We start from the raw sequence: 24,353 nt of genomic DNA on the forward strand, positions 1-24,353 counted from the left end.
CGAGGAGTGCCGCGTCGACCATCTCCTCGATCCCGGCCCGTGGCGCCCAGCCGGTGAGGGCGCGCAGCGCGCGGGTGTCGGGGGCGTCGGTCTCGTACGGGACTTCGGCCTCGGCCTCGGTCTCGTACGGGACGAAGCGGAGCGGTGACGGTGAGCCGGAGCGCTCGACGACGGCGTGGGCGAGGTCGGCGGCGGTGGTCTCCTCGGAGCGCGCGACGTCGAAGGTGCCGCCGGCCGCGTCCGGACGGGCGAGGAGGCGCAGCAGCGCGTCGACGACGTCGGTGACGTGGGTGAGGCGGTGGCGCCGGCTGCCGTCGCCGTGGACGGTCAGCGGCTGTCCGGCGACGGCCTGCGCGGCGAGCCGCGGCATGAGCGTGCCGTGCGCGGACGACTCACGCGGCCCGACGGTGTCGAAGAGGCGGACCACCGTCACCGGCAGGCCGTGTTCCCGGTGGTGGGCGAGCGCGAGCGCCCTGTCGTCGGCGGGTCCTGCGAGCAGCAGCGGGCGGCCGTGCCGCAGGGCGGCGGCGAGGACGGGGCGGACGTCGGCGGCGGCGAGATGGATCGCGTGGTCGCAGCGGCCGGCGAGTTCGTCGACGAGGCGGGCGTCGAGCGCCGAGCCGCGGACGAAGCGGAGCTTCGGGTTCGGCCAGGCGGCGGCGAGGCGGGCCCGGTCGCCGGTGGACAGGTCGTCGAGGACGACGACGGTGTGGCCCTGCGCGAGCAGCGCGTCGGTCAGGTGCGAGCCGATGAAGCCCGCGCCGCCGGTGACCAGATAGGTGGACGACATGTGCGTTCAGGGCCCCTCGGTGAGTTGCGGTATCGGGGTGACACCGGCGGGGCACACCCGGCCGGAGACCTACATAAGTTATTCCCTTATGTCCAAATATGGGGCGAATAACACGATCTGCTTTGGCCCGCCCGACGACGCACCCGGCGGGACCACGGCACCGCGCCCTGAGGGTCCCCTCAGCGACACAGATCACGACCCGGGCGACTACATTGCGACCGGGTAAGTGGGTAGTCTCAGACGGACTGCATAAGTTACCGCTTAGTAATCACTAGTACGTCAACGACGAGACCACCCTCGCAGGCCCGAGGAGCCCCCTAATGCAACTCGCCGCGATCATCGTGTCGCTGGTTACGATCGTGGTCGGCGCGGCCCTGTTCGTCCGTGCCCTCCTGCAGATCTACAACTTCATGCGGCTCGGCCAGAACGTGCCCGCAGGCACCCGCACCGACGAACCGGTCCAGCGCACCGTCACCGTGGCCAAGGAGTTCCTCGGCCACACCCGGATGAACCGCTGGGGCATCGTCGGTGTCGCGCACTGGTTCGTGGCCGTGGGCTTCTTCTCGCTGCTGCTGACGATCGTCAACGCCATCGGCCAGCTGTTCCAGGCCGACTGGCTGCTGCCGATCATCGGCGAGTGGGCGCCGTACAACGTCTTCGTCGAGTTCATCGGCACCATGACGGTCCTCGGCATCGTGGTCCTCATCGTGATCCGCCAGCTGAGCAAGCCGAACAAGCCGGGCCGCAAGTCCCGCTTCGCCGGCTCGAACTTCGGCCAGGCGTACTTCGTCGAGGCCGTCATCCTCATCGTCGGCGTCTGCATCTTCATGCTGCACGCCCTCGAAGGCGCCCAGCACCACGTCGACGGCTACGAGTCGTCGTTCTTCATCTCGTACCCCGTGGTGAACGCGCTGGAGGGCCTGGACGTCTCCACGCTCCAGAACCTCACCTACTTCTTCGCCGGCCTGAAGATCGCGACCTCCTTCATCTGGATGATCACGGTCGCCCTGAAGACCGACATGGGCGTCGCCTGGCACCGCTTCCTCGCCTTCCCGAACATCTGGTTCAAGCGCAACGCCGACGGTGATGTCTCGCTGGGCGCGCTGCTGCCGATGACCTCGGGCGGCAAGGAGATCGACTTCGAGGACCCGGGCGAGGACGACACCTTCGGCGTCTCCCAGGTCGAGCAGTTCTCCTGGAAGGGCCTGCTCGACTTCTCCACCTGCACCGAGTGCGGCCGCTGCCAGTCGCAGTGCCCCGCCTGGAACACCGGCAAGCCGCTCTCCCCCAAGCTCCTGATCATGTCGCTGCGCGACCACGCGCACGCCAAGGCGCCCTACCTGCTCGCCGGTGGCGGCAAGTCCATGGAGGGCGAGGAGAAGGCGACCGAGGAGCAGCTGAAGGACGTGCCCGCCGCCGCCCTCGCGGAGGCCGAGCGCCCGCTCATCGGCACCCTCGAAGAGAACGGCGTCATCGACCCGGACGTCCTGTGGTCCTGCACCACCTGCGGCGCCTGCGTCGAGCAGTGCCCGGTCGACATCGAGCACATCGACCACATCGTCGACATGCGCCGCTACCAGGTGATGATCGAGTCCGCCTTCCCCTCGGAGGCCGGCACGATGCTCAAGAACCTGGAGAAGAAGGGCAACCCCTGGGGCCTGGCGAAGAAGCAGCGCCTGGAGTGGCTCAAGGAGCTCGACTTCGAGGTGCCGGTCGTCGGCAAGGACATCGAGGACCTCACCGAGATCGAGTACCTCTACTGGGTCGGCTGCGCCGGCGCCCTGGAGGACCGCGCCAAGAAGACCACCAAGGCCTTCGCCGAGCTGCTCAACATCGCGGGCGTCAAGTTCGCGATCATGGGCGGCGACGAGAAGTGCACCGGTGACTCCGCCCGCCGCCTCGGCAACGAGCCGCTGTTCCAGCAGCTCGGCCAGGAGAACGTCATGGCGCTGAACATGGCGTTCGGCGAGGAGTACGACGACGACGGCAAGGTCACGGCCGAGTCCAAGAAGCCGAAGACGGTCAAGAAGATCGTCGCGACCTGCCCGCACTGCCTCAACACCATCGGCAACGAGTACCCGCAGCTCGGTGGCGATTACGAAGTGATCCACCACACGCAGCTGCTCCAGCACCTCGTCGACGAGGGCAAGCTCGTCCCGGTCACCCCGGTCGAGGGCATCATCACGTACCACGACCCGTGCTACCTGGGCCGCCACAACAAGATCTACTCCCCGCCGCGCGAGATCATCGCCAACGTGCCCGGCCTGCGCAACGAGGAGATGCACCGCCACAAGGAGCGCGGCTTCTGCTGCGGCGCCGGCGGCGCGCGCATGTGGATGGAGGAGCGGATCGGCAAGCGCATCAACAACGAGCGCGTCGACGAGGCCCTGTCCCTCAACCCGGACATCGTCTCGACGGCCTGCCCGTTCTGCCTCGTCATGCTGACCGACTCGGTCAACGGCAAGAAGAACGACGGCAAGGCCAAGGAGTCCATCCAGGTCGTCGACGTCGCCCAGCTGCTGCTCGACTCCGTCAAGACGCCGGTCGACCCGGCGGGCGAGGCGGAGACCGAGGACGCGCCGGAGCCTGAGCCGGTGAAGTAACACCCCCCGGCAGACGCACCGAGGGCACCCCGTCACGACGGGGTGCCCTCTTTGCTTCTCCCGTCCCGTACAACCCTTCCGGATGATCCCGTGTCAAACGGGGCGCCGGACAAGGAACGGGCCCTTTCCGGCCGTCCCCCCGCGCTGCCCGGCCTTCCTTCGCTACAGGAGCCGCACGTGCGCAAGAACCGTTCGGCCGCCCTCGCCGCGGCCTCGTTCCTCCTTCTCACCGGTACGTTCATCGCCGCCGCCCCGTCCGCGTACGCGGGCACCCCGGGCAGCACCCGCGCGAACGACCGCAACACCGACTTCAACGGCGACGGCTACGACGATGTCCTCGTCGGCGCCCCCGGGGCCACCGTCGGCGGCCACGCCGGGGCCGGGATCGTCACCGTCCAGTACGGCGGTCCGAGCGGAATGGGCACGTCCCGCTCGGCCGTCTTCAGCCAGAACACGACCGGAGTGCCCGGCGGCGCCGAGGCGGGCGACGCGTTCGGGCAGGCCGTCGCCTCCGGCGACATCGACGGCGACGGCTACGACGACGCGATCGTCGGCTCCCCCGGCGAGGACCTCGGGACCATGACCGACTCGGGCGGCGGCGTCGTCCTGTGGGGCACCCCCAAGGGGCTCGTCGGCACCTCAAGTACGGGCCTGGAGGCCGACGAACCCGCCAACGGCGGCCGGTTCGGCTCGGCGCTCGCCGCCGCCCGGTTCTCCGACGCGGGCGACGGCGACCAGTTCGCCGTCCTCGACTCGGTCGGCCTCGCGATCTTCCAGTACGAGGCCGCACCCGCCGCGAGATCCACCGCAGGGACGGCCAAGCGGCTGGTCCGCGCCTCCCGGACCGACTTCGCGGGCAAGGCACCGAAGGCGAAGGCCCCGGAGGGCGCGACGCCGAAGGCCGCCACCCGGTCCGCCCTGGCCGCGCCGACCGGCATCCAGCCGCTGGCCCTCACCACCGGCGACTACGACGCCAACGGCTTCGCCGACCTCGTCGTCTCCGGCACCTCCGTCGGCGACGAGCCCGGTCACGGCTGGTCGTACGTGCTCCCCGGCACGGCCGCCGACGCCGACCCGCTGCCGGTGCTCACGCTGCGCGGCGGCCCGGTCGTCGCCTCCGGTGACGTCAACGGGGACGGCAAGGACGACGTCGTCACCGGTGAGCCGCACAGCCCCGACGACGGCGGCGAGTGGACGACCGGCGGCATGGTCGGCGTCTACTACGGCTCGGACACGGGTCCCAGCGGCGAACCGCAGTGGTGGACGCAGGACACCGACGGCGTGCCCGGCACCGCCGAGAAGGGCGACGGCTGGGGTGCCGACCTGTCCGTCGGCGACAGCGACGGCGACGGGTACGCCGACGTCGCGATCGGCGCGCCCGGCGAGGACATCGGCACGGTCGCCGACGCGGGCGCGGTGTGGGTCCTGCGCGGCTCGGCCCTCGGTCTGCGGACCACCGGGGTACGGGACTTCAACCAGGACTCGGCGGACGTGCCCGGGGCGGCGGAGAAGGGGGACAAGTTCGGCGGGCAGGTCTCCTTCACCGACCCGAACGACGACGGCCGCTTCGGGCTCCTCGCGGCGGCGCCCGGCGAGAACACCGGCGACGGCGTGGTCTGGGTCTTCTCGGCGAACGCCTCCGGCGTCACAGCGTCCGGCTCCTGGACGTACGGAGCGGGGTCGCTGTCCGCTCCGTCACTGAACGCGCGATTCGGCGCCGCGATCGACGACTAGGCGCCGCGGATCTGTCGGTGCGCTCACGGGTGCGGGTGGACTGTGGCTGGTCGCGCAGTTCCCCGCGCCCCTGAAGGCCTGCGGCTCCGCCGCGCCTTCCCCTCGTGTCCGCTACCCGCAGTCGCCCACCCCCACCACGAAGTTACGACGGCCCGGCGTACAACCATTCACCGAACCCCAGCCGTCACACCGGTGAACAACTACCCAACCCCACGCTGGAGTTGACGTGCGCCTCAAGAAACTCGCCATAGCCGCCGGGGTCGCCGCCCTGACCGCGGGCGGCCTCACCCTCCCCCTCGCGGGCACCGCATCCGCCGCGACCGCCCTCAAGGACGACTACAACGGCGACGGCTACCGCGACCTGGCCATCGGCACCCCCAAGGCCAACTCCGTGACGATCACGTACGGTTCGGCCTCCGGCGTCGCCCCGGCCAGATCCGTGACCGTCACCCAGGAGACCCCCGGCGTCCCGGGCGTCACGGAGGCCGAGGACGAGTTCGGCGAGAACGTCTCCAGCGGCGACGTGAACCACGACGGCTACACCGACCTGATCGTCGGCGCCCCCGGCGAACAGGTCGCCGACTGGGCGAGCGGCTCCGTCACCGTCGTATGGGGCAGCGCCAAGGGCCTGACCACGGGCGCGCAGGTCTACCACGCGCCCACCAAGGACGACGAACGGTTCGGCGAAGGCACCGTCTTCGTCGACCTCGACGGCGACGACTGGGCCCAGCTCTCCGTCGTCAGCGCGAAGAAGTGGTGGTGGTACGGCGACGGCACCCCGGCGTCGGCGTACGCGCCCGAGGTCGAGTTCATCCCCTCCGACGTGACCCTGGAGGGCCAGACCGCCGCCCAGTTCCACGGCACCGGCGTCGGCCGCACCTACACCTACGTCCTGTACGGCAAGCACGCCGACGGCCGCCCGTACATGGGCTGGGTGGACGGCGGGGCCGGCGACATCGGCTACTACTCGGGCCAGATCGACGGCAACTTCACCGGCTCCACCACCGAGGCGGCCGCCACCGGCGACGTCAACGGCGACGGCTACCCCGACCTGGTCACCGGCCAGGCCGAGGACAACTCGATCTGGATCTTCTACGGCGGATCGTCCATCTTCACCGACGAGATGGAGGGCATGCACAAGATCACCCAGGACAGCACCGGGGTGCCCGGGGCCACCGAGACCGAGGACCGGTTCGGCGCGTCCGTCACCGTCGGCGACCTCGACGACGACGGCTTCGACGACATCGCGGTCGGCGCTCCCGGCGAGACGGTCTCGGGCGTCAAGGGCACCGGCTCGGTCGTGGTCCTCAAGGGCCGGTCCGGCTACGACCTCGACGGCCGCGCCTACCACCAGGCGACCACCGGAGTGCCCGGCGCCGCCGAGGCGGGCGACCGGTTCGGCTCGTCCGTCCGCTTCAAGGACGTCAACGGCGACGGCCGCGCGGACCTGGCGATCGGCGCGTCCGGCGAGGACATCGGCACCAAGGCCGACGCGGGCGCCGTCACGGTGCTGCGCGGCAGCTCCCCGTACCTGACGACGAGTGCGGTGACGTCGTTCAACGGCGCGGACTTCGGCCGGCCGGCCGCGGGCATCTCCTTCGGCGACGTGCTGCGCTGATCACGGCCCACAACGTGACCAACCCGGCACCTCCCGCCCCTTAACGATCCCCCGCCCCGTCGGCATCATGAACCGGACGAGACTGTTCATGACAGACGGCGGGGCGGTTCGACGCGAATGACGGGTGTACGAGGATGACGGGCATACGGAGACACGGTTGCAGGGGCGGCGCGCTGGGCGTCGTCCTGCTGGCCGCCACCCTCACCGCCTGCGGCGGCGCGGACGACACCGATGCCGACGCCGCCGCCTCGCACCACCCCGTGGCGATGGCCGGCAAGGAGCAGGCGGCCGCTCAACCGGTGCCGCGCGGCACCGGATCCAGAACGGCCTCGGACTTCAACGGCGACGGCGCCCCCGACCTCGTCCTCGACGAACTGGCCCACGACGGGCAGGGCGACGACCCCGGCATCGGCATCGTGTACGGGAAGAAGGGGCACGGACTCGTCCCGGCGGCCCGGCAGTTGCTCTCCCCGCGCGCGTACGCCGCGCCGACGAAGGGGCAGACGCCGGCCGCGTTCGGCTCCGAGGCGGCCTGCGACCTGAACGCCGACGGCTTCACCGACCTCGTCGTCTCCACGGACCCGCCCTACGACGGGCAGGGCCAGCCCCCGGTGCCGCTCCAGCTCCTCTTCGGCTCGCCGACCGGCATCTCCGGCCAGGGCGTCAAGCTGCGCATCCCCGCGCAGGCACGTTTCGGCAACGACTGGCCCGACCAGCCCGTGTGCGGCGACTTCGACGACGACGGCAAGGCCGACCTGGTGGTGCACGCGAGCGGCGGCCGGCTGACGTTCCTGCCGGGCCCGTTCACGAAGGCCGGTGCCTCGCGCGGCACCGCCCGGATCGCCCAGTCCTCGGGGAACGTCCCGGCGGCCGCCGCCGACGTGAACCGCGACGGCGCCGACGACGTCCTGGTCCGCGCCCACAACGGCACCGCCCGCTCGGCCGTCGTCCTCGGCGGCCCGACCGGCCCCGGCCGCCCCGGCGCCGCCTACCCGGCGGGCACGGACGTGGCGTTCGGCCGGTTCGGCACCGCTGTGCTGACCGGCGGCGGCCTCAAGGTGTACGCGGGTCAGGGCGCCGCCCCCCGCACGGTCCCGGTCACCGGGGAGACGCTCGACACGGGCGACCTCGACGGCGACGGCCGCACCGACCTCGTCGTGTCCGGCGGCGACGGGGCGAAGGTCCGGCTGGTGCGGGGCGCCGCGTCGGCGGTGCCCGGATCGCCGGGTGCGGGCCGGGTCGTGGCGGTGGCGGACTTCGACGGCGACGGACGCGACGACCTGGTGCTGCAGCGCACGTCCGACACGGGAACCAAGGACACGGTGACGGTCCTCCCCGGCGCCCGCACCGCCGCCCTGCTGCCGACGAAGCCCCAACTCACCTTCACCACACTGGAGTTCACCTCCCGCTAACCCGAACACAACCATCCGTACGCCTCGCCGGTCACACCCGGGGAACGAACAGCACCCCAGCCACCAGACCCCGGGAGCCCGACCGTGCGCGTGCGAAACCTGGCCCTCCTGTGCGCCGCCGCCCTCGCCGCGGCAGGCCTGACCCTGCCCCTCGCGACCCCGGCGGGCGCCCAACCGTCCGGCACCCGGGGCGACTTCAACGGCGACGGCTACACCGACCTCGCCGTCGGCGTACCCGACGCGAGCGTGGGCGGCCGCGCGAAGGCCGGGTACGTGAACGTGGTGTGGGGCGGCAGCGGCGGCCTCGGCAAGCACGGCTCGACGACCGTCAGCCAGAACTCCCCCGCCATACCCGGCACTTCGGAGGCGGGCGACCGCTTCGGCTACGCGGTCGTGCCCGCCGACCTCAACGGCGACGGCTACGCCGACCTCGCCGTCTCCGCCCCGGACGAGACCCTCGACGTACCCGACGAGCAGTACCAGGGCGCCGTCTACGTCCTGTGGGGCTCGGCGAAAGGCCTGACCTCCGGGACCACGACCGTCAAGGGCGGCCACGAGGAGGCCCACGTCGGCGCGCTGCTGACCGCCGGCGACTACGACCGGGACGGCCGCGCCGACCTCGTGTACAGCAGCAGCTCCGAGGAGAGCTCCGCGCTGCTCCTGCGCACCATGGGTTCCACCACCCCCACCACCGTCCGCACCTGGCACTTCGCGGGCCCGGCCGCCCTGGCCACGGCCGACTTCGACGGCGACGGCGGCGACGACCTCGCGGTCACGTACCGCGGGATGGAGGACCAGGGCACGTTCGTGACGTCGAAGGCGGCGGACGGCTGGCGCACCACCTGGTCGACGAGCGACCACGGCGCGGCGCTCGCCGCGGGCGACTTCGACGCGGACGGCACGCAGGACCTCGCGATCGGCCTCGTCCAGCCCAACTCCGAGGTGGAGACGACCTACTGCGAGCAGCGGACCGGCGGCGCCGTCGCCCTCGTCACCGGCAAGCCCGGCACCACCCTCGGCGGCCCCGTGGGCTGCACCACCCAGGACACCCCCTACGTCGGCGGCGCGGCCGAGCCCGAGGACGACTTCGGCGCCTCCCTCGGCACGGTCCACGACACCGTGCACGACGGCCACGACGCCCTCCTCGTCGGCACCCCGCACGAGGCGGTGGGCACGGCGAAGGCGGCGGGCGCGATCACGTACCTGGAGAAGGCCTACGGCGAACCGCACTTCGTCGGCGACCAGATCACCCAGAACAGCCCCCAGGTCGACGGCACCGCGGAGGCGGGCGACCGGTTCGGCGCGGCGCTCGCGGCGGCCGACCACGACGGCGACCGGTACGCGGACCTCGTGATCGGCGCCCCCGGCGAGAACGCCTCGACCGGCGGCGTCTGGTTCCGCAAGACGGACGAGGAGCCCCCGTTCCCCGACACGGTCTCCGTGACGCCGAAGAAACTGGGCCTTTCGGGCGCGGCGGGCTACGGCGCGACACTCGGCCGCTGACCCCCGCCCAAGTTCCCGGAAAACCTCACCTGCCCCGTACAACCATCACACCCCACAAGGTGTCTCCTGTTCGCCGACCGGCGAGCTGCGCCCGGGACAACTCCCGGCAAACAGCGGCCGAACGGCACCTATCGACGCGGGATGTCCGCCAGACATCCCCCTCTTGCGCAGGAGCCACCACATGGCCAAGCACAGGCGCGTACCGGCGCCCTCCCCCGCCCGCCTCCGCGTCGCCACGGCGTCGGCGGCGGCGGCCGCGCTGACGGGCGGGCTGTTCGTCGCCTCCACGGGTTCCGCGACGGCGGCCACCCCCGGTGTCGCGGCGTCGGACGCCGACTTCAACGGGGACGGGGCCGCGGACGTCGCCGTGTCGGCGCCGGGCGCCTACGTGGGCGGCCAGGCCCAGGCCGGGCTGATCAGCGTCCTGTACGGCGGTGGCCGGCACGCCACCATCAGCCAGAACTCCGCCGGCGTCCCCGGGTCGGCCGAGAACGGCGACCACTTCGGCGCGGACACCGCCTACGGCGACTTCAACGGCGACGGGTACGACGACCTGGCCGTCGGCGCGAGCAGCGAGGACGTGGGCACGGACAAGGACGGCGGCACCGTCGTCCTCCTGTGGGGTTCCGCGAACGGTCTCCAGGGCGGTACGACCGTCAAGGACCCGCGCCCCACCAAGCACGACAACTTCGGCGTGCTCCTCGAAGCGGCGGACCTCGACGGCGACGGCAAGGACGACCTCGTCGCGGCCACCGGCAACTCCGCGACGGTCGACATCGTCCGGGGCGGGTTCACCGCGGCGGGCGGCACCGGCGGCGCCTACACCCTGGTCGCGCCGCTCTCCGCCGGGCCCAAGGCGTCGGGCGACGCGTACGGCGTCCGGTTCCTCCAGTCGGGCGACACCAACGGTGACGGCATCGACGACCTCCTCGTCAACGGCTGGGGAACGTACGCCGGCAGCGCGAACTACTGGTTCCCCGGCACCCCCACCGGCCTGAAGTCCAACTCCTGGCAGGACCTGCCCGACGGCGTCGTCACCGACATCGGTGACATCAACGAGGACGGATACGGCGACATCGTCTTCGGCCAGGACGCCGACGGCAGCGGCAGCTCCGGCCACAAGGGCGGCGCCGTACTGATCAACTACGGCAGCTCCGTCGGCCCCTCGAGCAACGGCGTCCACGCCATCCACCAGGACACCGCCGGCGTGCCCGGCAGCGGTGAGGCCGGCGACGGGTTCGGCTACGAGCTCGACCTCGGCGACGTCAACGGCGACGGCCACCTCGACCTCGTCGTCGGCGCCCCGGGCGAGGACCTGACGGGCAAGGGCACCAACGACGGCTCGGTCACCGTCCTGTACGGCGCCGCCGACGGCTCCGGCATCAACAACGGCGCGGGCGCCCAGTTCTACAGCCAGAACACCCCGGGCGTCCCCAACACCGACGAGAAGAACGACAACTTCGGCAACGACGTCCACATCGACGACCTCGACGGCGACGGCCGCGGCGACGTCGTCGTGGGTGCCTCCGGCGAGAACGGCGGCAACGGCGCCGTCTACGCCCTGCACTCCAACCCGGACGGCACGCTGTCGGCATCCGCAGGCATCTACACCTCCACGCTCGGCATCTCCGCCTCCGGCACCCCGAAGCTCGGCGTCAACTACGCCGACTGACACGCCGGTTCGCCACCGGGTCCGCGCACCGGCCGTGCCGCGCGGCGCCGACCCCACCCCTACGCGTACACCTCAAGGAGCCCACCACATGGCCAAGCACAGACGCATCCCCACCCCGTCCCCGACCCGCATCCGCCTCGCCACGGCGACGGCCGCGGCGGCCGCCCTGACCGGCGGTCTGTTCGTCGCCGGGGCCGGCACCGCGACCGCCGCCACGCCGGGAGTCGCCGCGTCCGACGCGGACTTCAACGGCGACGGCGTCGCGGACACCGCGACGTCCGCGCCGCTCGCCTACGTCAACGGCAAGGCCGGCGCCGGTGTCGTCAGCGTCCTGTACGGCAGCGGCAAGCACGTCACCATCAGCCAGAACTCCGCCGGGGTGCCCGGAACCGCCGAGAAGAACGACTTCTTCGGTTCCGACACCGCCTACGGCGACTTCAACGAGGACGGCTACGACGACCTGGCCATCGGCGCGCCCGGCGAGGACGTCGGCAGCGACGTCGACGGTGGCACCGCCGCCATCCTGTACGGGTCCGCGAACGGCCTGACCACGGGCAAGACGGTCACCGACCCGCGCGCCGCGAGCCACGACCACTTCGGCTCCATACTGCAGGCCGCCGACCTCGACGGCGACGGCTCGTCCGACCTCGCGGTGGCCACGCCCAACTCGGCCACCGTCGACGTGGTCCGCGGCGGCACCGGCGGCGCCTACACGGTGGGCGCACCGGTGTGGAGCGGCGGCGGCGACGGCATCCGCAACCTGCACTCCGGCGACATCAACGGCGACGGCATCGACGACCTCCTCGTCAACGGCTACGAGAAGGACTCCGACGAGGGCTGGAACGCCAACTTCTACCTCCCCGGCACCAGTTCGGGCGTCACCTCGACCGGCTACGTGAAGCTGCCCGCCGGCATCATCACGGACGTCGGCGACGTGGACGGCGACGGCAAGGGCGACGTCGTCCTCGGCCTGGCCTGGGACCCCGACCCCGAGGCCCCCTCCGACATCCCCGGCGCCCAGAAGGGCGGCGCCGTCCTGATCGCCCACGGCACCGCGTCGGGCCCGGACGCCTCCGCCGTCCAGACCATCGACCAGGACACCGCGGGCGTGCCCGGGGCCGGTGAGAACGGCGACTACTTCGGCAACGAGCTCGACCTCGGCGACGTCAACGGCGACGGCCGGCTCGACCTCGTCGTCGGCGCCTCCGGCGAGAACCTCGACGGCTTCACCGACGCGGGCTCGGTCACCGTCCTGTACGGCGCCGCCGACGGCTCCGGCATCACCGGCGCGGGCGCCAAGTTCTACAGCCAGGACACCCCCGGCGTGCCCAACTCCAACGAGAAGGGCGACCACTTCGGCTCGGACGTCCACATCGACGACCTCGACGACGACGGCCGCGGCGACGTCGTCATCGGCGCCTCCGGCGAGAACGGCGGCAACGGCGCCGTCTACGCCCTGCACTCCAACACGGACGACACGCTCTCCGCGTCGGCCGGCATCTACACCTCCACGCTCGGCATCTCGGCCTCCGGAACGCCGTACCTCGGCTCCAACTTCGCCGACTGACCTGCCACCGAGCGCAGTGCACCCGGTGCCGTGCCCGCCCGTGCGGGCACGGCACCGCCCCGCCCTCTGGCGACGGCCGACCTCGACGGCGACGGGTACACCGACCTGCTCGTCGGCGCGCCCTCGGAGTCCGTCGGCACGGACGACCACCAGGGCAGCCTCACCCTCGTGTGGGGCGGGGCGGCGGGCCTCGGTTCCGGTGCCACCGTCAAACCCTCGTACGTCCCCGACGACGGCTGCACCTTCGCCGAAGGGCTCGCCACCGGAGACACCGACGGCAACGGCGCACCCGACGTCGTCGTCGGCTCGCGCTGCTCCGCCCAGTACTTCTTCGGCCCCTTCACCCGCACCGGGACCGGGACCCCGGCCGGAGCCGACCATCAGCTCGGCACCACCCACACCGCCGTCGTCGGCAACGTGGACGGTGACGGCTCCGCCGAACGCGTCATGCTGCCCGGCCGCTACTCCGACGACCCCGGCGGCCGCGTCTACCTCGACAACTGGAACGACGGGCGCTACACCCGCACCGAACTCACCGGCGCCGACGGCACGGTGGGCGCCGTCACCGACACGAACGGCGACGGCAAGGCCGATCTCACGGTCGGAATCCCCACCGAGAACGCCTCGGGCTGCACCTGGAACGCCCTCGGAACCGCCGTCACCGGCTCCTTCTGCGTGTGCGCCCCCGCATTCTCGCTGAGCGGCGGCTACCAGGGCCTCGGAGCGGTCCTCGCGCCCTGACACGTCCCTGCGGGGCCGTCCCTTAGGGGATGTCACAGGTCAGCCGCAAAGCCGGGCCCGATCCCCGGGCCCGGCAATAGGACCGGCAAAACCAGGTACGTTCGAGTACGTGGCTGGATTCAGGAACGGACGCGGCCGGGACAACCGCGAAGCGCCGCAGGGGCAACCGCACCCGCCGTACTACGGGCAGCAGCAGTGGCCTCAGGCGGGCGGCGGGCACAACGGGGGCGGTGGGCACGGCGAGCCGGAGTACTTCGGGAACCACCAGGGCCAAGGTCAGGGCGGCCAGGGCCAGGGCGGTGGCTACGACCCGTACGCGGCGAACAACCCGGGCCACACGCAGGCGTTCTCGGTGAACGACGACCCCTACAACCAGGGCGCCACCTACCAGGCAGGGTCGACCCCGGCGGGCCCCATCGGCCCCCGGCTGCACTGGAAGGAGCTGCTGAGCGGCGTCGTCCTGCGCCCGGCGGCCACGTACCTCCAGATGCGGGACTACGCGATGTGGGCCCCGGCGCTCATCGTGACGTTCCTCTACGGGCTGCTGGCGATCTTCGGCTTCGACGGCGCCCGCGAGGACGTGATCAACGCCACGCTCTCGTCCGCGATCCCGTACGTCCTGACCACCGGCGTGGCGGTCACGCTCAGCTTCTTCATCCTCGGCATCGTCACCCACACGCTGGCCCGCCAGCTCGGCGGCGACGGCGCCTGGCAGCCCACGGTCGGGCTCTCGATGCTGATCGCGTCCCTCACGGACACGCCCCGCCTGGTCGTCGGCATGTTCCTCGGCGGCGACGAGATGTTCGTGCAGCTCCTGGGCTGGGCGACCTGGCTGGCGGCCGGCGCGCTGCTCACCACGATGGTGTCGAAGTCCCACGACCTGCCCTGGCCGAAGGCGCTCGCGGCGAGCGCGATCCAGCTGATCGCGCTGCTGTCGATCATCAAGCTGGGCACGTTCTAGCCGGTACGCACGCGGACGACGAGGACGTGAAAAGGGGGCCCGAGGGCCCCCTTTTCTCACGTCCTCAGACGCCTCAGGCGTCGAGCACCTGACCGCTGCGCTTCACCACGGGGGGCTCCACGCTCCACGGGAAGTTGATCCAGTCGTCGGTCCGCTTCCACACGTACTCGCACTTCACCAGCGAGTGGGACTTCTCATAGACCACGGCGGACCGGACCTCGGCCACGTGGTCGAGGCAGAAGTCGTGCACCAGCTTCAGCGTCTTGCCGGTGTCGGCGACGTCATCGGTGATCAGCACCTTCTTGTCGCTGAAGTCGATGGCGTTGGGGACGGGCGCCAGCATGACCGGCATCTCCAGGGTGGTCCCGACGCCGGTGTAGAACTCCACGTTCACCAGGTGGATGTTCTTGCAGTCCAGCGCGTACGCCAGGCCGCCGGCCACGAAGACGCCGCCGCGGGCGATGCTGAGCACGATGTCCGGCTCGTAGCCGTCGTCGGCGATGGTCTGGGCGAGCTCGCGCACCGCGACCCCGAACTTCTCGTACGTGAGGTTCTCGCGCACGGGGCTGACGTCACTCATGTCGCTGCTGCTCACACCTGGGTCCGATGGAAGTTGAGGAAGGAACGGGAGGCGGTCGGCCCGCGCTGGCCCTGGTAGCGGGAGCCGTAGCGCTCGCTGCCGTAGGGGTGCTCGGCGGGCGACGACAGCCGGAACATGCACAGCTGACCGATCTTCATGCCCGGCCACAGCTTGATGGGGAGCGTCGCGAGGTTCGACAGTTCGAGCGTCACGTGGCCGCTGAAGCCCGGGTCGATGAACCCGGCCGTGGAGTGCGTGACGAGACCGAGACGGCCCAGCGAGCTCTTGCCCTCCAGGCGCGAGGCGATGTCCTCGGGCAGGCTGATGACCTCGTACGTCGACGCGAGCACGAACTCGCCGGGGTGCAGGATGAAGGGCTCGTCGCCCTCCGGCTCCACCAGCCGCGTCAGATCGCTCTGCTCGACGCTCGGGTCGATGTGCGGGTACTTGTGGTTCTCGAACACCCGGAAGTAGCGGTCGAGCCGCACATCGATGCTCGACGGCTGAACCATGGATTCGTCATAGGGATCGATCCGGACCCGCCCGGCGTCGATCTCGGCCCGGATGTCCTTGTCTGAGAGAAGCACGCACCGAGGATACGCAGAGCGCGCGGGCCCGCCACAATCGGCGGGCCCGCGCGCTGAGAGCCGTTGCTGCTGGTTACCGCTTGTCGGGTCCCACAGGAACCGCATGACGCAGCCGAGCGCACCGCGGACACCTGATGAGCCGGCTGGGACCAAGACGGTCGGCCTGCTGCATCGGGAACGAATTGGTGCTGAACACGTGCCCTTCGGCACAACGGACGACAGTGCGCTCCAACGAGTCCATCAAGTCCCGGAGTCCCTTCCCCACGAGCCATTTGGGCCAGTTTCCTGACCGACGACGAGGGGTCACATTACGGGATGAAAGGGACGCCGATCCAGGCGACTCCCCGACCCTGGACAACCCTCTCGCGGTCCCCCCACCGTACGCCCCAACTCCCTTCACCCGCAGTCACATCCACGCCCACGGAACGCAGCCGGACCCCGGGGCAGAAGCGCCCGGGGTCCGGCATGGGGTACAGTGTCCGGCAGTACGAAGCCGCTCAAACGGCCGTACTACGCGGGTGTAGTTTAATGGTAGAACATAAGCTTCCCAAGCTTAGAGCGCGAGTTCGATTCTCGTCACCCGCTCCACGAAGAAGCCCCAGGCCAGCGGCCCGGGGCTTTTTGCTGTGCGATTCCGCTCAGTCGTCGCGTGCCAGATCCGTGCCAGATGCTTGATCATCCGGCTTCCGTGCCACAGCCCGGCGAGCCTTCCTGACGCTGCGGTCGAGCATCCCGGCGACCTCCTGTTGCCGCTCCTTCTCGGAGTGCTGGTAGATCATCGCTGCCTTCTCGGAGGACTGGCCGGCGCGCACCATCGTGTCCTTCAGGGTCGCGCCCGATCGGGTCGACAGGGTGTGCCCGGTGTGGCGGAGATCGTAGAACCGGAAGTGGTCGGGCAGGCCCACGACCGCACGGGCCTTACGCCAGTACCGGCCGAAGGTGCTGCGGCGGAAGGGCTTACCGCGCTCACCGACGAAGAGCAACCCATCGGGGCCTTCCTCCGCGAAGGACTCCAGGTGCCAGCGCAGCTCACGTCCGAGGAACGCGGGCAGGTAGATCGTGCGGGTGCCGGCGTCCGACTTGGTGGCACCGGGAGCACGGCGCCCGTTCACCCGCTCCGGTTCGGCGACCCGCACCGTGATCCTCAGTTCATCTAGGTGGACGTCCCGGCGACGCAGGCCGGCCAGTTCCTCGGGACGGGTAGGCCCGTACGCGCCGAGGTAGACCATCAGGCGCCAGCGCATGCCGATCGCGTCGGCGAGGGCATCGACCTGGGCCACGGTGGCGGTGGGCCGCTCGTCCGCCTTCTCTGCGCCGGCGCCCTTGATCCGGCAGGGGTTGCGCCGGATCAGTTCGTCGTCGACCGCCGTTTCCATGATGGCCTTCAGCAGCCGGTACGCCTTGGCGTTCACGGACTTGGACCCTGTGGCGAGTTGCTCCGTGCGCCAGGCTCTCACCCGCGGCGCGGTGATCTCGTCGAGGTCGCCGTCACCGAAGGTGGGCAGGATGTGCTTGGTCAGCAGCCGCTCGTACAGATCCACCGTGAGTACGCCGAGCCCGCGATCCTTCACCCACGTGGCCGCGTAGGCCGCGAAGTTGACCCCGCCGGCATCAGGGTCGATCCAGTCGCCCCGCCGGATCTCGGTCTGCTTCTCGGCGAGCCAGTCATCAGCGTCGTTCGTCGTCTCGAAGGTGACCGGGGCCGGGCGCATGACGCCGTCCGGTCCCGGATAGCGCGCCTGATAGCGACCGGAGGGGAGTTTCCGGATGGCTCCAAAACGGCGACGCCTGCCCTTGTCGTTGGCCATCAGGCAGCCCTCCCGTACCGAGCACGTGGGCGCTTGATCGGCTGCACCGTGTGCGAGCTGAGGAACTCATCCACCGCGCTCGCAGGGATGCGGACATGACGCCCGACCTTCACGTACCGGATACGTCGCTCCTCGATCAGTCGGCGGGGGAAGCGCTCGGTCGTACCCAGCAACTCGGCGACCTGGTGGACGGACAGGTGTTGCTCGGTCATGTGGTCGGCTCTCCTTCTGTGCCGGGAGCGGGGGCGACGGACGCGGACAGCCACGCTTCGGCAGCGGACAAGCCGGTTCCGGCGAAGACCCAGTGCGAGATGACGAGGGTCGTGTCGGTCTCGTCGTCGACGAGCGTGGGAGCTTGTGCGCGACGCCAGTCGGCACGGGCGTCACGGAGTGCGCCGAGGGTCGTGGAGTAGCGACGCGTCTTTGTGGAGAAGTGACCGCGGAAGCCGAGCATGTGGGCCCAGGCGCGAAGACGGAGATGCTCCAGGTCCTTGCGTGCGCCCAGCGCCCATGCGGTGCGGACCAGTTGGCGGGCATGGTCGGTCAGGTCCAGTTGGGCCAGCTCGGCGAGGAATTTGAGCGGTCGGTCCAGGGCGCCTGTCGTGGCTTCGGCTCCCTTGGTGGCGTACTTGGCGATGTACGAGGCCACGGCTCGTTCGGTGAGTTCTGCCGGTCCGTCGAAGTCGGCCGACCGGATCGGGCGCACGTCGAGTTGGCGGCCGAAGACGAAGGTGTGGGCCCGGCCATCGATGACGGGGCCGAGGACTGCCGCCTTCGCGGTGGCGGAAGCAATGGCGTCCGCCAGGAGGTCCGTCGTCGCCCAGCTCGGGGGTTCATCGGTGCCGCCTTCCGGGCCATCGATGCGGATGACAGCGTGGAAGTGAACCGCGCCGCGTTTCTGGAACTCGGCGACCTTGGCGAAGGAGACCCGCGCGAAGTCCGGGAACTCGCGCTGCGTCAGGCCGGCGCGCTTGGCGATCTCGCGGCGCAGGTAGATGGAGAACCGGCGCCACAGCATTCCGGCGTGTGCGTTCCAGAGGACCGCGCCCTCGTAGTCGTACGTCGATGGGTCCAGGGGCGAGCCGAGTGCAGCGTCCTCAGTGTCGTGCAGCCGACCGCAGCGGCAGGGCCGCACGGTTCCCCGGCGATCGGTAGGGCGGTTGTGGACGGGGCCGAAGCCGGGCGCGGTGAAGGTGGCGAAGACCTTGGGGTGCCGGGTGACAGCGTCGGGGGTGCCCTTGCCGCCGCGTAATCCGGCGGTGATCAGGTGGAAGGTGTCGCGGCGGTAGACCTCAGCGCAGGCCGTGCAGCGGCTCGCCCGGCGGTTGTTGCAGCGCACCAGGAGGTGACCGGCCGGGAGGGTCGAGGAGTCGAGCCGGTGGAGAACGCGGCCGATCTCGCCGGTCCGGGTGTCCACGGCGCGTTCGGTGCGGTGGCCGTCGAGTCGGACGGGCCGGGTGCAGCCGCCGAGGCCGCGGAGTTGCTTGACGAGGGTCGGCATGCCGCCCAGGGAGACGAGCGCGCCGAGATCTTCGAGTGGGGGCGGAATGTGTCCGGTAGTAATGGAGCTGTCCTTTCGACTGCTGTCGGGAGGGTCTGTGCCTGCCGGGGCGGCGGGATGCTTGGCGGTATCGAGGCCGCCCCGGCAGGCCGGTCAGCGCTTGGTGGCGCTGTTGAGCAGGGAACGCAGCACCACGGCCGCGATGGAGACGGAGACGGCCGTGATGGCGACCGTCGCCAGGAGTGCGGTCAGCACGACGCCGACGACCAGGACGGCGACGACGACTCCCGCCACGCGGGTGGCGAACGGTGTGACGGTGCGTACAGCGGCAGGTGCCGACGCGTGGGATGCAGTGCACGAGCAAGGCGCCGGGGCGTGATGGCCTTGAACGGGAGAAGCGGGCACGTGCACGGTCGGGGTGGTCGGCATGTGCGCGGTCGGAACGGGCGCCGTGCCGGGCATCTGCGGGCGGAACAGCATGGTGGTTCTCCTTTCAGTGGTGGGTGCCGTTGACGACGTCGACCCCGGAGCGGGTGCCGGATTCGATGACGGGGGCGAGGACGGTCTGAGAGAGCCAGAAGCCGAAGAGGGCCATCACCACGGCGATCCAGAGGCGGATGCCGAGGAACTTGATCGCGGCCCAGGCGATGACGCCGAGCACGAAGACGAGCGGCAGGCTGACGGTCACGGGGCCTCCTCAGCGGCCGGTGCACCGGTGGGTGCGGGCGGCCAGCTCAGCGGCGGCGCGGCTGTCGTAGTCGGTGGAGAACCCGCAGCGGGGAGCCGTGCACGCGGCGGTGTGCTTCTCCTGCCCTCGGCCGTCGTAGAAGGTGGCGACCTGGACGGGGCCGATGCGGATCACGCGTCGGAAGCGGCGGTTGGCGGTCATGAGCGGTTCTCCTTCGGTGCGGTGAAGTCGGCTACGTGGTCGGTCAGCCAGCGGCGGATCTCCACGCCCTCGTCGACATCGGCGGTGAGGATCACGGGCTCGGCGACGAGCACGGCCTCGGTGAAGTTGTTCTGGCGGGTCAGTTCGGCGGCGCGTCGAAGGGCGCGCAGCGTGGACGGTCGCAACAGCGGATTCCTTGTCAGTCAGGTGAGTTGGGCGGCGATGGCCTCGGCGAGCGGGGCCGGGACACCGAGGCGAGCCCGGAGGGTGGCGGTGTCGATGGGTGCTCCCGTGCGGGTGTGGTGCTCTGCGGCGACCTTTCGCGCGTGCTCGACGAGAGCGGCCGGGAGGCGATCGGGCGGGGGCCCGGAAAGCGCAGGGCGGGGAGCGGCGGCGGGAGGGCGGATCCCTGATTCGGAGGTGTCGCTCTGCTCCTCCGCCCCGTCCGCCGACTCCTCCTTCTGGCCACTCGTCTCCGTGGCAGGGCTGTGGGCGAGGAGCGTGCCGCCGAGGAAGGCGACTGCCGGCCAACCGGCCACGGCGACGCGCAGCCAGGCAGGAACGTGGTCGAGGTCGAGGAGCCCTGCCGTGGCGACGTTCGCGCCGAGGCTGGCGACGAGCGCGACCAGGAACCAGGACCACCCGGCCGCCTTCGACTCCCCCGACCGCAGCCGGTTCCAGGCCGCCACGAGGAGCAGGTCGACGCTCACCGGGTAGGCCCACGCCTTCCAGCCGTCCTGTCCCGCGGCGACGGCCAAGTCATGCAGGTGAGCGAAGGACAGTGCGGCAGCGATGACCGCCTGGATCAGTACCGCGTCCACGCGGAACGGAAGAGCGCGCGATGCGGAGTGCTCAGCCACCGGGATCACGTCCTCTCATTCGGTTTCGGGCAAGGCGGGAGTAGGGACTTGGCGCGAGGCGGTCGCGCCGGCCGGTGAGGTGAGGAAGGTCAGCCGGTCGCCGGACGCGGCTTGGTCACTGCGATGGGAGTGGCCTCAGGTGAGGCGGCAGCGATCGGCCGGAAGGGCTTCAGCGCCGCTATCTCAGGGGTGAGTTCAGCGTTCTCGCGGCAGATCGAGGCAGCGTCGGCGAGCGATAGGTAGGGGGTGCGCATGCGCCCCCAGCCGCCGGACGTATCGCCGGACACGGCCAGGCCGGGACGGTCGGCCGGGATGGTGACGGCAACGCCGACCGCTTCAGGGGCGATGTCGCCCAGAGCCATCTTTGCCGAGGCCTCGTCGTTGACGCGGTGGCAGACGCGGCCCGTGAGTTGAGCCCGGAGCATCGTGGCGCCCCTGCCCAATTCGGCACCGAAGCGCTGCCCGCAGATCTCCAGATAGATTCCCGCGGCCCGGCCGAGCTGGGCGAGCCGGATCAACTGGGTGACCATTTCGTCGCGCCGGTCCTCGTCCTTGCGCGAAGTCACCAGGAAGAGTTCGGCGACCTCGTCCACGAACAGCACGATCGGTACCGGGCGTTCATCGTCCGGCAGTCCCCATACGTCCGAGGTGATCTCCTCGTCCGGGGTGCCGGGCGCGATGCCCTGCCGCGCCTTGATCAGGTCGTAGCGGTCCTCCATTTCCTTGACGAGGACGGGCAGGAGCTCGGCAGCCTCGTCGGAGTCGGTGGCCAGCGCGGACAGCCGCGGGGCGAAGGGCGCCAGCTCCACACCCCGCTTGCAGTCGATGCCGACCAAGGCGACCGGCTGTGCGGCCAGCTCGGTGAGCAGGTTGCGCAGGAACATCGACTTCCCGGACAAAGTCGCGCCGAGGACCAGCTGATGCGGAACGGCTCGGTAGTCGCGAACAAACACGCTCGCGTCCTCCCGGACGGCCACGGGCACTGCCAGGAGTTCCCGTTCCGCGCGGCGCGGCATCTTCACCTGCCGCAGTACGTCAAAGCCGACCAGGCGCAGCTCCACCACGCCCGGCTTGATGTCGCGCACGTGCACGGCGTGGACGCCCCAGGCGTGACGAAGACGCTCGCACGAGGCAGCCACGTCCGCCGGCTCCTGTCCGGGAGCCAGGCGAAGCCGGATCTTCAAGCCCGTCGATGTCGGTCGGATCAGACCCCGGCGAGGCGGAACCGGCCGTACCTCTCGTCGAGTGGTGGCGCGTATCGCCAGGGCCCGCAGCCGAGACGGCGCGACCGTGAGTCCGCAGGCATCCATGGTGGAGCCGTAGGAGGCCACCAGCCGAGCCACCGAGGACGGCAGCCCGACCGTGGCCCAGTAGACGGCTGGGTGCGCCTTACGGGCGTAGACCGCTCCGCCTATCGCTGCGAGCGGCCCACCCACTTCAGCCAGCGTCATCAACTCGGACACGAGATCAGCTCTCCAGCCCGGCGGGGAATGCACCCGGGACCACCGCGGCCGCCCGGTAGGCGATGCCGTGGCGGGCCTGGCCGCCGAAGACGCTCTCCCACGGCCGGGCGATGAGGCCGGGCAGCGACACCGGACCACCGACGGTCAGGCCGTCCGTGACCCCGCTCTCCGGCACGGTCACCGCGATGAGCGACGACTCCCCCTCGTCGATGTAGACGACGCCGACCTTCATCAGCGCCTCACCGCTGACAGCGTCCTTGGCGATCTCGCCCGTCTGCCGGTCCTTCACCTTCGGCTCAGGAGTCTCGGTCAGAAGAATCGTCGCGGACGAGGTCTCAACTCGGATCACACGCACAGAACTTCTCCTTCGTAGGCACCTGCCAGACAGCCTGACAAGTTGACTTAGCAAGTTCGAAGTTAGAGATGCCCAGTTGACTTGTCAAGTGATTCAAGTCCCCCTGCGTCACTGGGAGATCAGTAGACAGTGCGCGACTCACACGGAGCGCTCTGCATCAGCCGAGCCGGTAGGTGTCTTCCAGTTCCTGCCGATCGGCGGGCAGGAGAACATCGACGACCTGTAGGGCCTGGCCCGACACATCGCAGGCGATGACAAGAACACTGAGAACGGGCTCCCCCGAAGGCAGCGCGAGGAGGACGGCCTCTTCCTCGCTCGGGAGTCGCGCCGAGATCCGCTCGGTGACGTGATCGAAGCGGATCTTCTTACGCGCCTCCAGGTGCGCGCGCAGCCCCTCGGCGAGAGGCGCCGGATCAGCGAGGCTCGTACCCTCGGCGAAGCCGACGGGGAAGTACGAAGAAGACAGCTCTACCGGCTCGCCGTCCTCCTCGATCAGAAGCCGCCGAACGAGCACCTTGGCCCTCTTGGGAACACCAAGGGCCGCGGCGACTCGCGACGGGACCGGCACTTGGTCGACCTCGATAAGCCGCCCAGAGGCGACCGATTCGGCTCGCTCCAGAGCCTCGCGCCCCCGCTGGTCCTTCTGCTCCACTGCTTCGGGCCGGCCGCGGACGATCGTTCCGAACCCCTGCCGGGACTCCAGCCAGCCGTCTCGCTTCAGAAGGTCCAGCGCTCGAACGACGGTGGGGCGGGACATCCCGAATGCCTGCACGAGCTGGTTCTCACTCGGAACCAGACTTCCGGGCGGGTAGGTGCCGTCCTCGATGCGCCCCTGGAGCGTCTGCGCCAGCCGCACATATTTGGGTGCAGCCACCTCGTACGCCATAGCCCCGCCTAGTCCCGATCGGCCAAGTCAACCTGTCAACCAGACTACTCACGTGAGTAGGCAATGAACACCCGAGTCCAGCCGAGCGATACGGGGGCAACTCGACTTCACGGCTTCCAGGCGTCGTTCACCTGAAACGACACGACCGTGCCACCGAAGGGGCTGGGGCCGGCACTCCAGGAGTCCGAGAGCCCGTCGACCAGGCGCAGACCCCGCCCATGCGCGTCGTTGGCGTCGGGGTCGCACAGGTGCACATCAGTGGGAAGTCCGGGGTTGTGCACATCGACCCGCAGAGCCTCGCCCAGCCTCCACCACTCGACCCGTACCCTCCAGGCCTCTTCCGCCTCCCCATAGAGGATGGCGTTCGTCACCAGCTCGGAGAGCATCAGTACACAGTCGTCGATCGAGCACGCCAGGTCGTAGGTGCCAGCGAACTTCCGGAACCAGCGCCGAGCCCGAGCAACGGACTCAGGCACCGGATAGAGGGTCATGCCTCCCATCGGAGGCAGCGTCGCGGTACCAGGCTCATCATGAGCATCCGCCATGAATGCCTACTCCTTACCGGTGCCGTCACAGTCGAGACAGCGCCGCTTGGATGTGGAGCGGGCGCGAGCATCGGCGGCGGATGCCGCCAGGCCGGAGCGGGAGCCAACACGCTTCCACCCACGCCCGCGGCATCCACGGCACACCGCGTCGTGCGATGCCCGCCGTAACTCCCCATGCTCCCGGCTCACGCCATGCTCCTTCCGGCTAAGTGGCCTTAGCCACTTAGTGGATAGTGGCATTAGCCACTCCGAGCCACAAGCGGTTCGCCGAGAGAAGC

At 70.4% G+C, this 24,353-nt stretch carries 24 protein-coding genes and 1 tRNA gene; 10 read left to right on the top strand and 15 right to left on the bottom strand.

Annotation, left to right across the window (positions count from 1 at the left end):
* Positions 1-790: NAD-dependent epimerase/dehydratase family protein (locus M4J07_RS11930; RefSeq protein WP_255970818.1), on the bottom strand; the 790-nt coding region annotated here is incomplete at its 3' end.
* Between the two features lie 320 nt (positions 791-1,110).
* Here M4J07_RS11930 and M4J07_RS11935 point away from each other — a divergent pair.
* The 9 genes from M4J07_RS11935 to M4J07_RS11975 all read left to right on the top strand — a co-directional run bounded on the left by M4J07_RS11935 (position 1,111) and on the right by M4J07_RS11975 (position 14,601).
* Positions 1,111-3,393 (top strand): (Fe-S)-binding protein, encoded by a 2,283-nt coding sequence (locus M4J07_RS11935; RefSeq protein WP_255970820.1) that lies wholly within the window; start codon positions 1,111-1,113, stop codon positions 3,391-3,393.
* Positions 3,394-3,570: 177 nt separating this feature from the next.
* Positions 3,571-5,127 (top strand): esterase, encoded by a 1,557-nt coding sequence (locus tag M4J07_RS11940; protein WP_255970822.1) that lies wholly within the window; start codon positions 3,571-3,573, stop codon positions 5,125-5,127.
* 226 nt (positions 5,128-5,353) lie between these two features.
* Positions 5,354-6,745: an FG-GAP-like repeat-containing protein gene (locus M4J07_RS11945; protein WP_255970824.1), complete on the top strand. Its 1,392-nt coding sequence runs from the start codon at positions 5,354-5,356 to the stop codon at positions 6,743-6,745.
* Positions 6,746-6,879: 134 nt separating this feature from the next.
* On the top strand, positions 6,880-8,157 hold the full coding sequence (locus M4J07_RS11950; protein ID WP_255970825.1) for an FG-GAP repeat domain-containing protein: 1,278 nt from the start codon (positions 6,880-6,882) through the stop codon (positions 8,155-8,157).
* A gap of 84 nt (positions 8,158-8,241) precedes the next feature.
* Positions 8,242-9,660 (top strand): FG-GAP-like repeat-containing protein, encoded by a 1,419-nt coding sequence (locus M4J07_RS11955; RefSeq protein ID WP_255970826.1) that lies wholly within the window; start codon positions 8,242-8,244, stop codon positions 9,658-9,660.
* A 181-nt stretch (positions 9,661-9,841) separates the two neighbouring features.
* Positions 9,842-11,332: an FG-GAP repeat protein gene (locus M4J07_RS11960; RefSeq protein ID WP_255970827.1), complete on the top strand. Its 1,491-nt coding sequence runs from the start codon at positions 9,842-9,844 to the stop codon at positions 11,330-11,332.
* Positions 11,333-11,420: 88 nt separating this feature from the next.
* Positions 11,421-12,899 carry an FG-GAP-like repeat-containing protein gene (locus tag M4J07_RS11965; protein ID WP_255970828.1) on the top strand — a complete coding sequence of 493 codons (1,479 nt, stop codon included), beginning with the start codon at positions 11,421-11,423 and terminating at the stop codon, positions 12,897-12,899.
* Positions 12,900-12,929: 30 nt separating this feature from the next.
* The gene (locus M4J07_RS11970; RefSeq protein WP_255970830.1) at positions 12,930-13,640 is read left to right on the top strand and encodes an FG-GAP repeat protein; all 711 of its coding nucleotides are present in this window, start codon (positions 12,930-12,932) and stop codon (positions 13,638-13,640) included.
* Positions 13,641-13,749: 109 nt separating this feature from the next.
* Positions 13,750-14,601 carry a Yip1 family protein gene (locus M4J07_RS11975; protein WP_255970831.1) on the top strand — a complete coding sequence of 284 codons (852 nt, stop codon included), beginning with the start codon at positions 13,750-13,752 and terminating at the stop codon, positions 14,599-14,601.
* Between the two features lie 73 nt (positions 14,602-14,674).
* Here the strand turns inward: M4J07_RS11975 and M4J07_RS11980 are convergent, their stop codons facing one another.
* Both M4J07_RS11980 and dcd read right to left on the bottom strand, forming a co-directional pair.
* The gene (locus M4J07_RS11980; protein WP_255970833.1) at positions 14,675-15,181 is read right to left on the bottom strand and encodes a phosphoribosyltransferase; all 507 of its coding nucleotides are present in this window, start codon (positions 15,179-15,181) and stop codon (positions 14,675-14,677) included.
* A gap of 11 nt (positions 15,182-15,192) precedes the next feature.
* Entirely contained in the window at positions 15,193-15,768 is a 576-nt protein-coding gene (gene dcd, locus M4J07_RS11985; protein WP_255970835.1) for a dCTP deaminase, read from the bottom strand.
* A 514-nt stretch (positions 15,769-16,282) separates the two neighbouring features.
* Between dcd and M4J07_RS11990 the strand changes: the two genes are divergently transcribed.
* A tRNA-Gly gene (locus M4J07_RS11990) sits at positions 16,283-16,356 on the top strand.
* A gap of 50 nt (positions 16,357-16,406) precedes the next feature.
* Here the strand turns inward: M4J07_RS11990 and M4J07_RS11995 are convergent.
* The 12 genes from M4J07_RS11995 to M4J07_RS12050 all read right to left on the bottom strand — a co-directional run bounded on the left by M4J07_RS11995 (position 16,407) and on the right by M4J07_RS12050 (position 24,021).
* Positions 16,407-17,576: a tyrosine-type recombinase/integrase gene (locus tag M4J07_RS11995; RefSeq protein WP_255970837.1), complete on the bottom strand. Its 1,170-nt coding sequence runs from the start codon at positions 17,574-17,576 to the stop codon at positions 16,407-16,409.
* On the bottom strand, positions 17,576-17,788 hold the full coding sequence (locus M4J07_RS12000; protein ID WP_255970839.1) for an excisionase family DNA-binding protein: 213 nt from the start codon (positions 17,786-17,788) through the stop codon (positions 17,576-17,578). Before M4J07_RS12000 ends, M4J07_RS11995 begins: the two co-directional genes overlap by 1 nt.
* A complete protein-coding gene (locus M4J07_RS12005; RefSeq protein ID WP_255970841.1) occupies positions 17,785-19,077 on the bottom strand; it encodes a replication initiator in 1,293 nt (430 codons plus the stop codon). The genes M4J07_RS12000 and M4J07_RS12005 overlap by 4 nt, the downstream gene beginning before the upstream one ends.
* A 153-nt stretch (positions 19,078-19,230) precedes the next feature.
* Positions 19,231-19,371 (bottom strand): hypothetical protein, encoded by a 141-nt coding sequence (locus tag M4J07_RS48505; RefSeq protein WP_374215026.1) that lies wholly within the window; start codon positions 19,369-19,371, stop codon positions 19,231-19,233.
* 199 nt (positions 19,372-19,570) lie between these two features.
* On the bottom strand, positions 19,571-19,765 hold the full coding sequence (locus tag M4J07_RS12015) for a hypothetical protein (protein ID WP_255970843.1): 195 nt from the start codon (positions 19,763-19,765) through the stop codon (positions 19,571-19,573).
* 9 nt (positions 19,766-19,774) lie between these two features.
* Entirely contained in the window at positions 19,775-19,966 is a 192-nt protein-coding gene (locus M4J07_RS12020; RefSeq protein ID WP_255970845.1) for a mobile element transfer protein, read from the bottom strand.
* Entirely contained in the window at positions 19,963-20,151 is a 189-nt protein-coding gene (locus M4J07_RS12025; protein WP_255970847.1) for a hypothetical protein, read from the bottom strand. The genes M4J07_RS12020 and M4J07_RS12025 overlap by 4 nt, the downstream gene beginning before the upstream one ends.
* Positions 20,152-20,169: 18 nt before the next feature.
* Positions 20,170-20,826, bottom strand: a complete 657-nt coding sequence (locus M4J07_RS12030) for a DUF2637 domain-containing protein (protein WP_255970849.1) — start codon at positions 20,824-20,826, stop codon at positions 20,170-20,172.
* Positions 20,827-20,915: 89 nt separating this feature from the next.
* A complete protein-coding gene (locus M4J07_RS12035) occupies positions 20,916-22,289 on the bottom strand; it encodes an FtsK/SpoIIIE domain-containing protein (RefSeq protein ID WP_255970851.1) in 1,374 nt (457 codons plus the stop codon).
* A gap of 4 nt (positions 22,290-22,293) precedes the next feature.
* Complete coding sequence (locus tag M4J07_RS12040; protein WP_255970853.1) at positions 22,294-22,644, bottom strand: SCO3933 family regulatory protein; 351 nt, start codon at positions 22,642-22,644, stop codon at positions 22,294-22,296.
* 157 nt (positions 22,645-22,801) lie between these two features.
* Positions 22,802-23,530 (bottom strand): GntR family transcriptional regulator, encoded by a 729-nt coding sequence (locus tag M4J07_RS12045; RefSeq protein WP_255970855.1) that lies wholly within the window; start codon positions 23,528-23,530, stop codon positions 22,802-22,804.
* 107 nt (positions 23,531-23,637) lie between these two features.
* A complete protein-coding gene (locus tag M4J07_RS12050) occupies positions 23,638-24,021 on the bottom strand; it encodes an ATP-binding protein (protein WP_255970857.1) in 384 nt (127 codons plus the stop codon).
* Between the last annotated feature and the right edge of the window lie 332 nt (positions 24,022-24,353).

Origin of the sequence: Streptomyces longispororuber (genome assembly GCF_024448165.1) — a bacterium.
Classification (GTDB): domain Bacteria; phylum Actinomycetota; class Actinomycetes; order Streptomycetales; family Streptomycetaceae; genus Streptomyces; species Streptomyces longispororuber_A.

What these genes read in the sequence shown, in the direction of transcription:
- M4J07_RS11965 (WP_255970828.1), top strand. Translation starts at nt 11,421, where the DNA reads ATGGCCAAGCACAGACGCATCCCCACCCCGTCCCCGACCCGCATCCGC.
- M4J07_RS11950 (WP_255970825.1), top strand. Translation starts at nt 6,880, where the DNA reads ATGACGGGCATACGGAGACACGGTTGCAGGGGCGGCGCGCTGGGCGTC.
- M4J07_RS11995 (WP_255970837.1), bottom strand. Translation starts at nt 17,576, where the DNA reads ATGGCCAACGACAAGGGCAGGCGTCGCCGTTTTGGAGCCATCCGGAAA.
- M4J07_RS12020 (WP_255970845.1), bottom strand. Translation starts at nt 19,966, where the DNA reads ATGACCGCCAACCGCCGCTTCCGACGCGTGATCCGCATCGGCCCCGTC.
- M4J07_RS12050 (WP_255970857.1), bottom strand. Translation starts at nt 24,021, where the DNA reads ATGACCCTCTATCCGGTGCCTGAGTCCGTTGCTCGGGCTCGGCGCTGG.
- M4J07_RS11935 (WP_255970820.1), top strand. Translation starts at nt 1,111, where the DNA reads ATGCAACTCGCCGCGATCATCGTGTCGCTGGTTACGATCGTGGTCGGC.
- M4J07_RS12045 (WP_255970855.1), bottom strand. Translation starts at nt 23,530, where the DNA reads ATGGCGTACGAGGTGGCTGCACCCAAATATGTGCGGCTGGCGCAGACG.
- M4J07_RS12000 (WP_255970839.1), bottom strand. Translation starts at nt 17,788, where the DNA reads ATGACCGAGCAACACCTGTCCGTCCACCAGGTCGCCGAGTTGCTGGGT.
- M4J07_RS12005 (WP_255970841.1), bottom strand. Translation starts at nt 19,077, where the DNA reads ATGCCGACCCTCGTCAAGCAACTCCGCGGCCTCGGCGGCTGCACCCGG.
- M4J07_RS11960 (WP_255970827.1), top strand. Translation starts at nt 9,842, where the DNA reads ATGGCCAAGCACAGGCGCGTACCGGCGCCCTCCCCCGCCCGCCTCCGC.
- M4J07_RS11980 (WP_255970833.1), bottom strand. Translation starts at nt 15,181, where the DNA reads ATGAGTGACGTCAGCCCCGTGCGCGAGAACCTCACGTACGAGAAGTTC.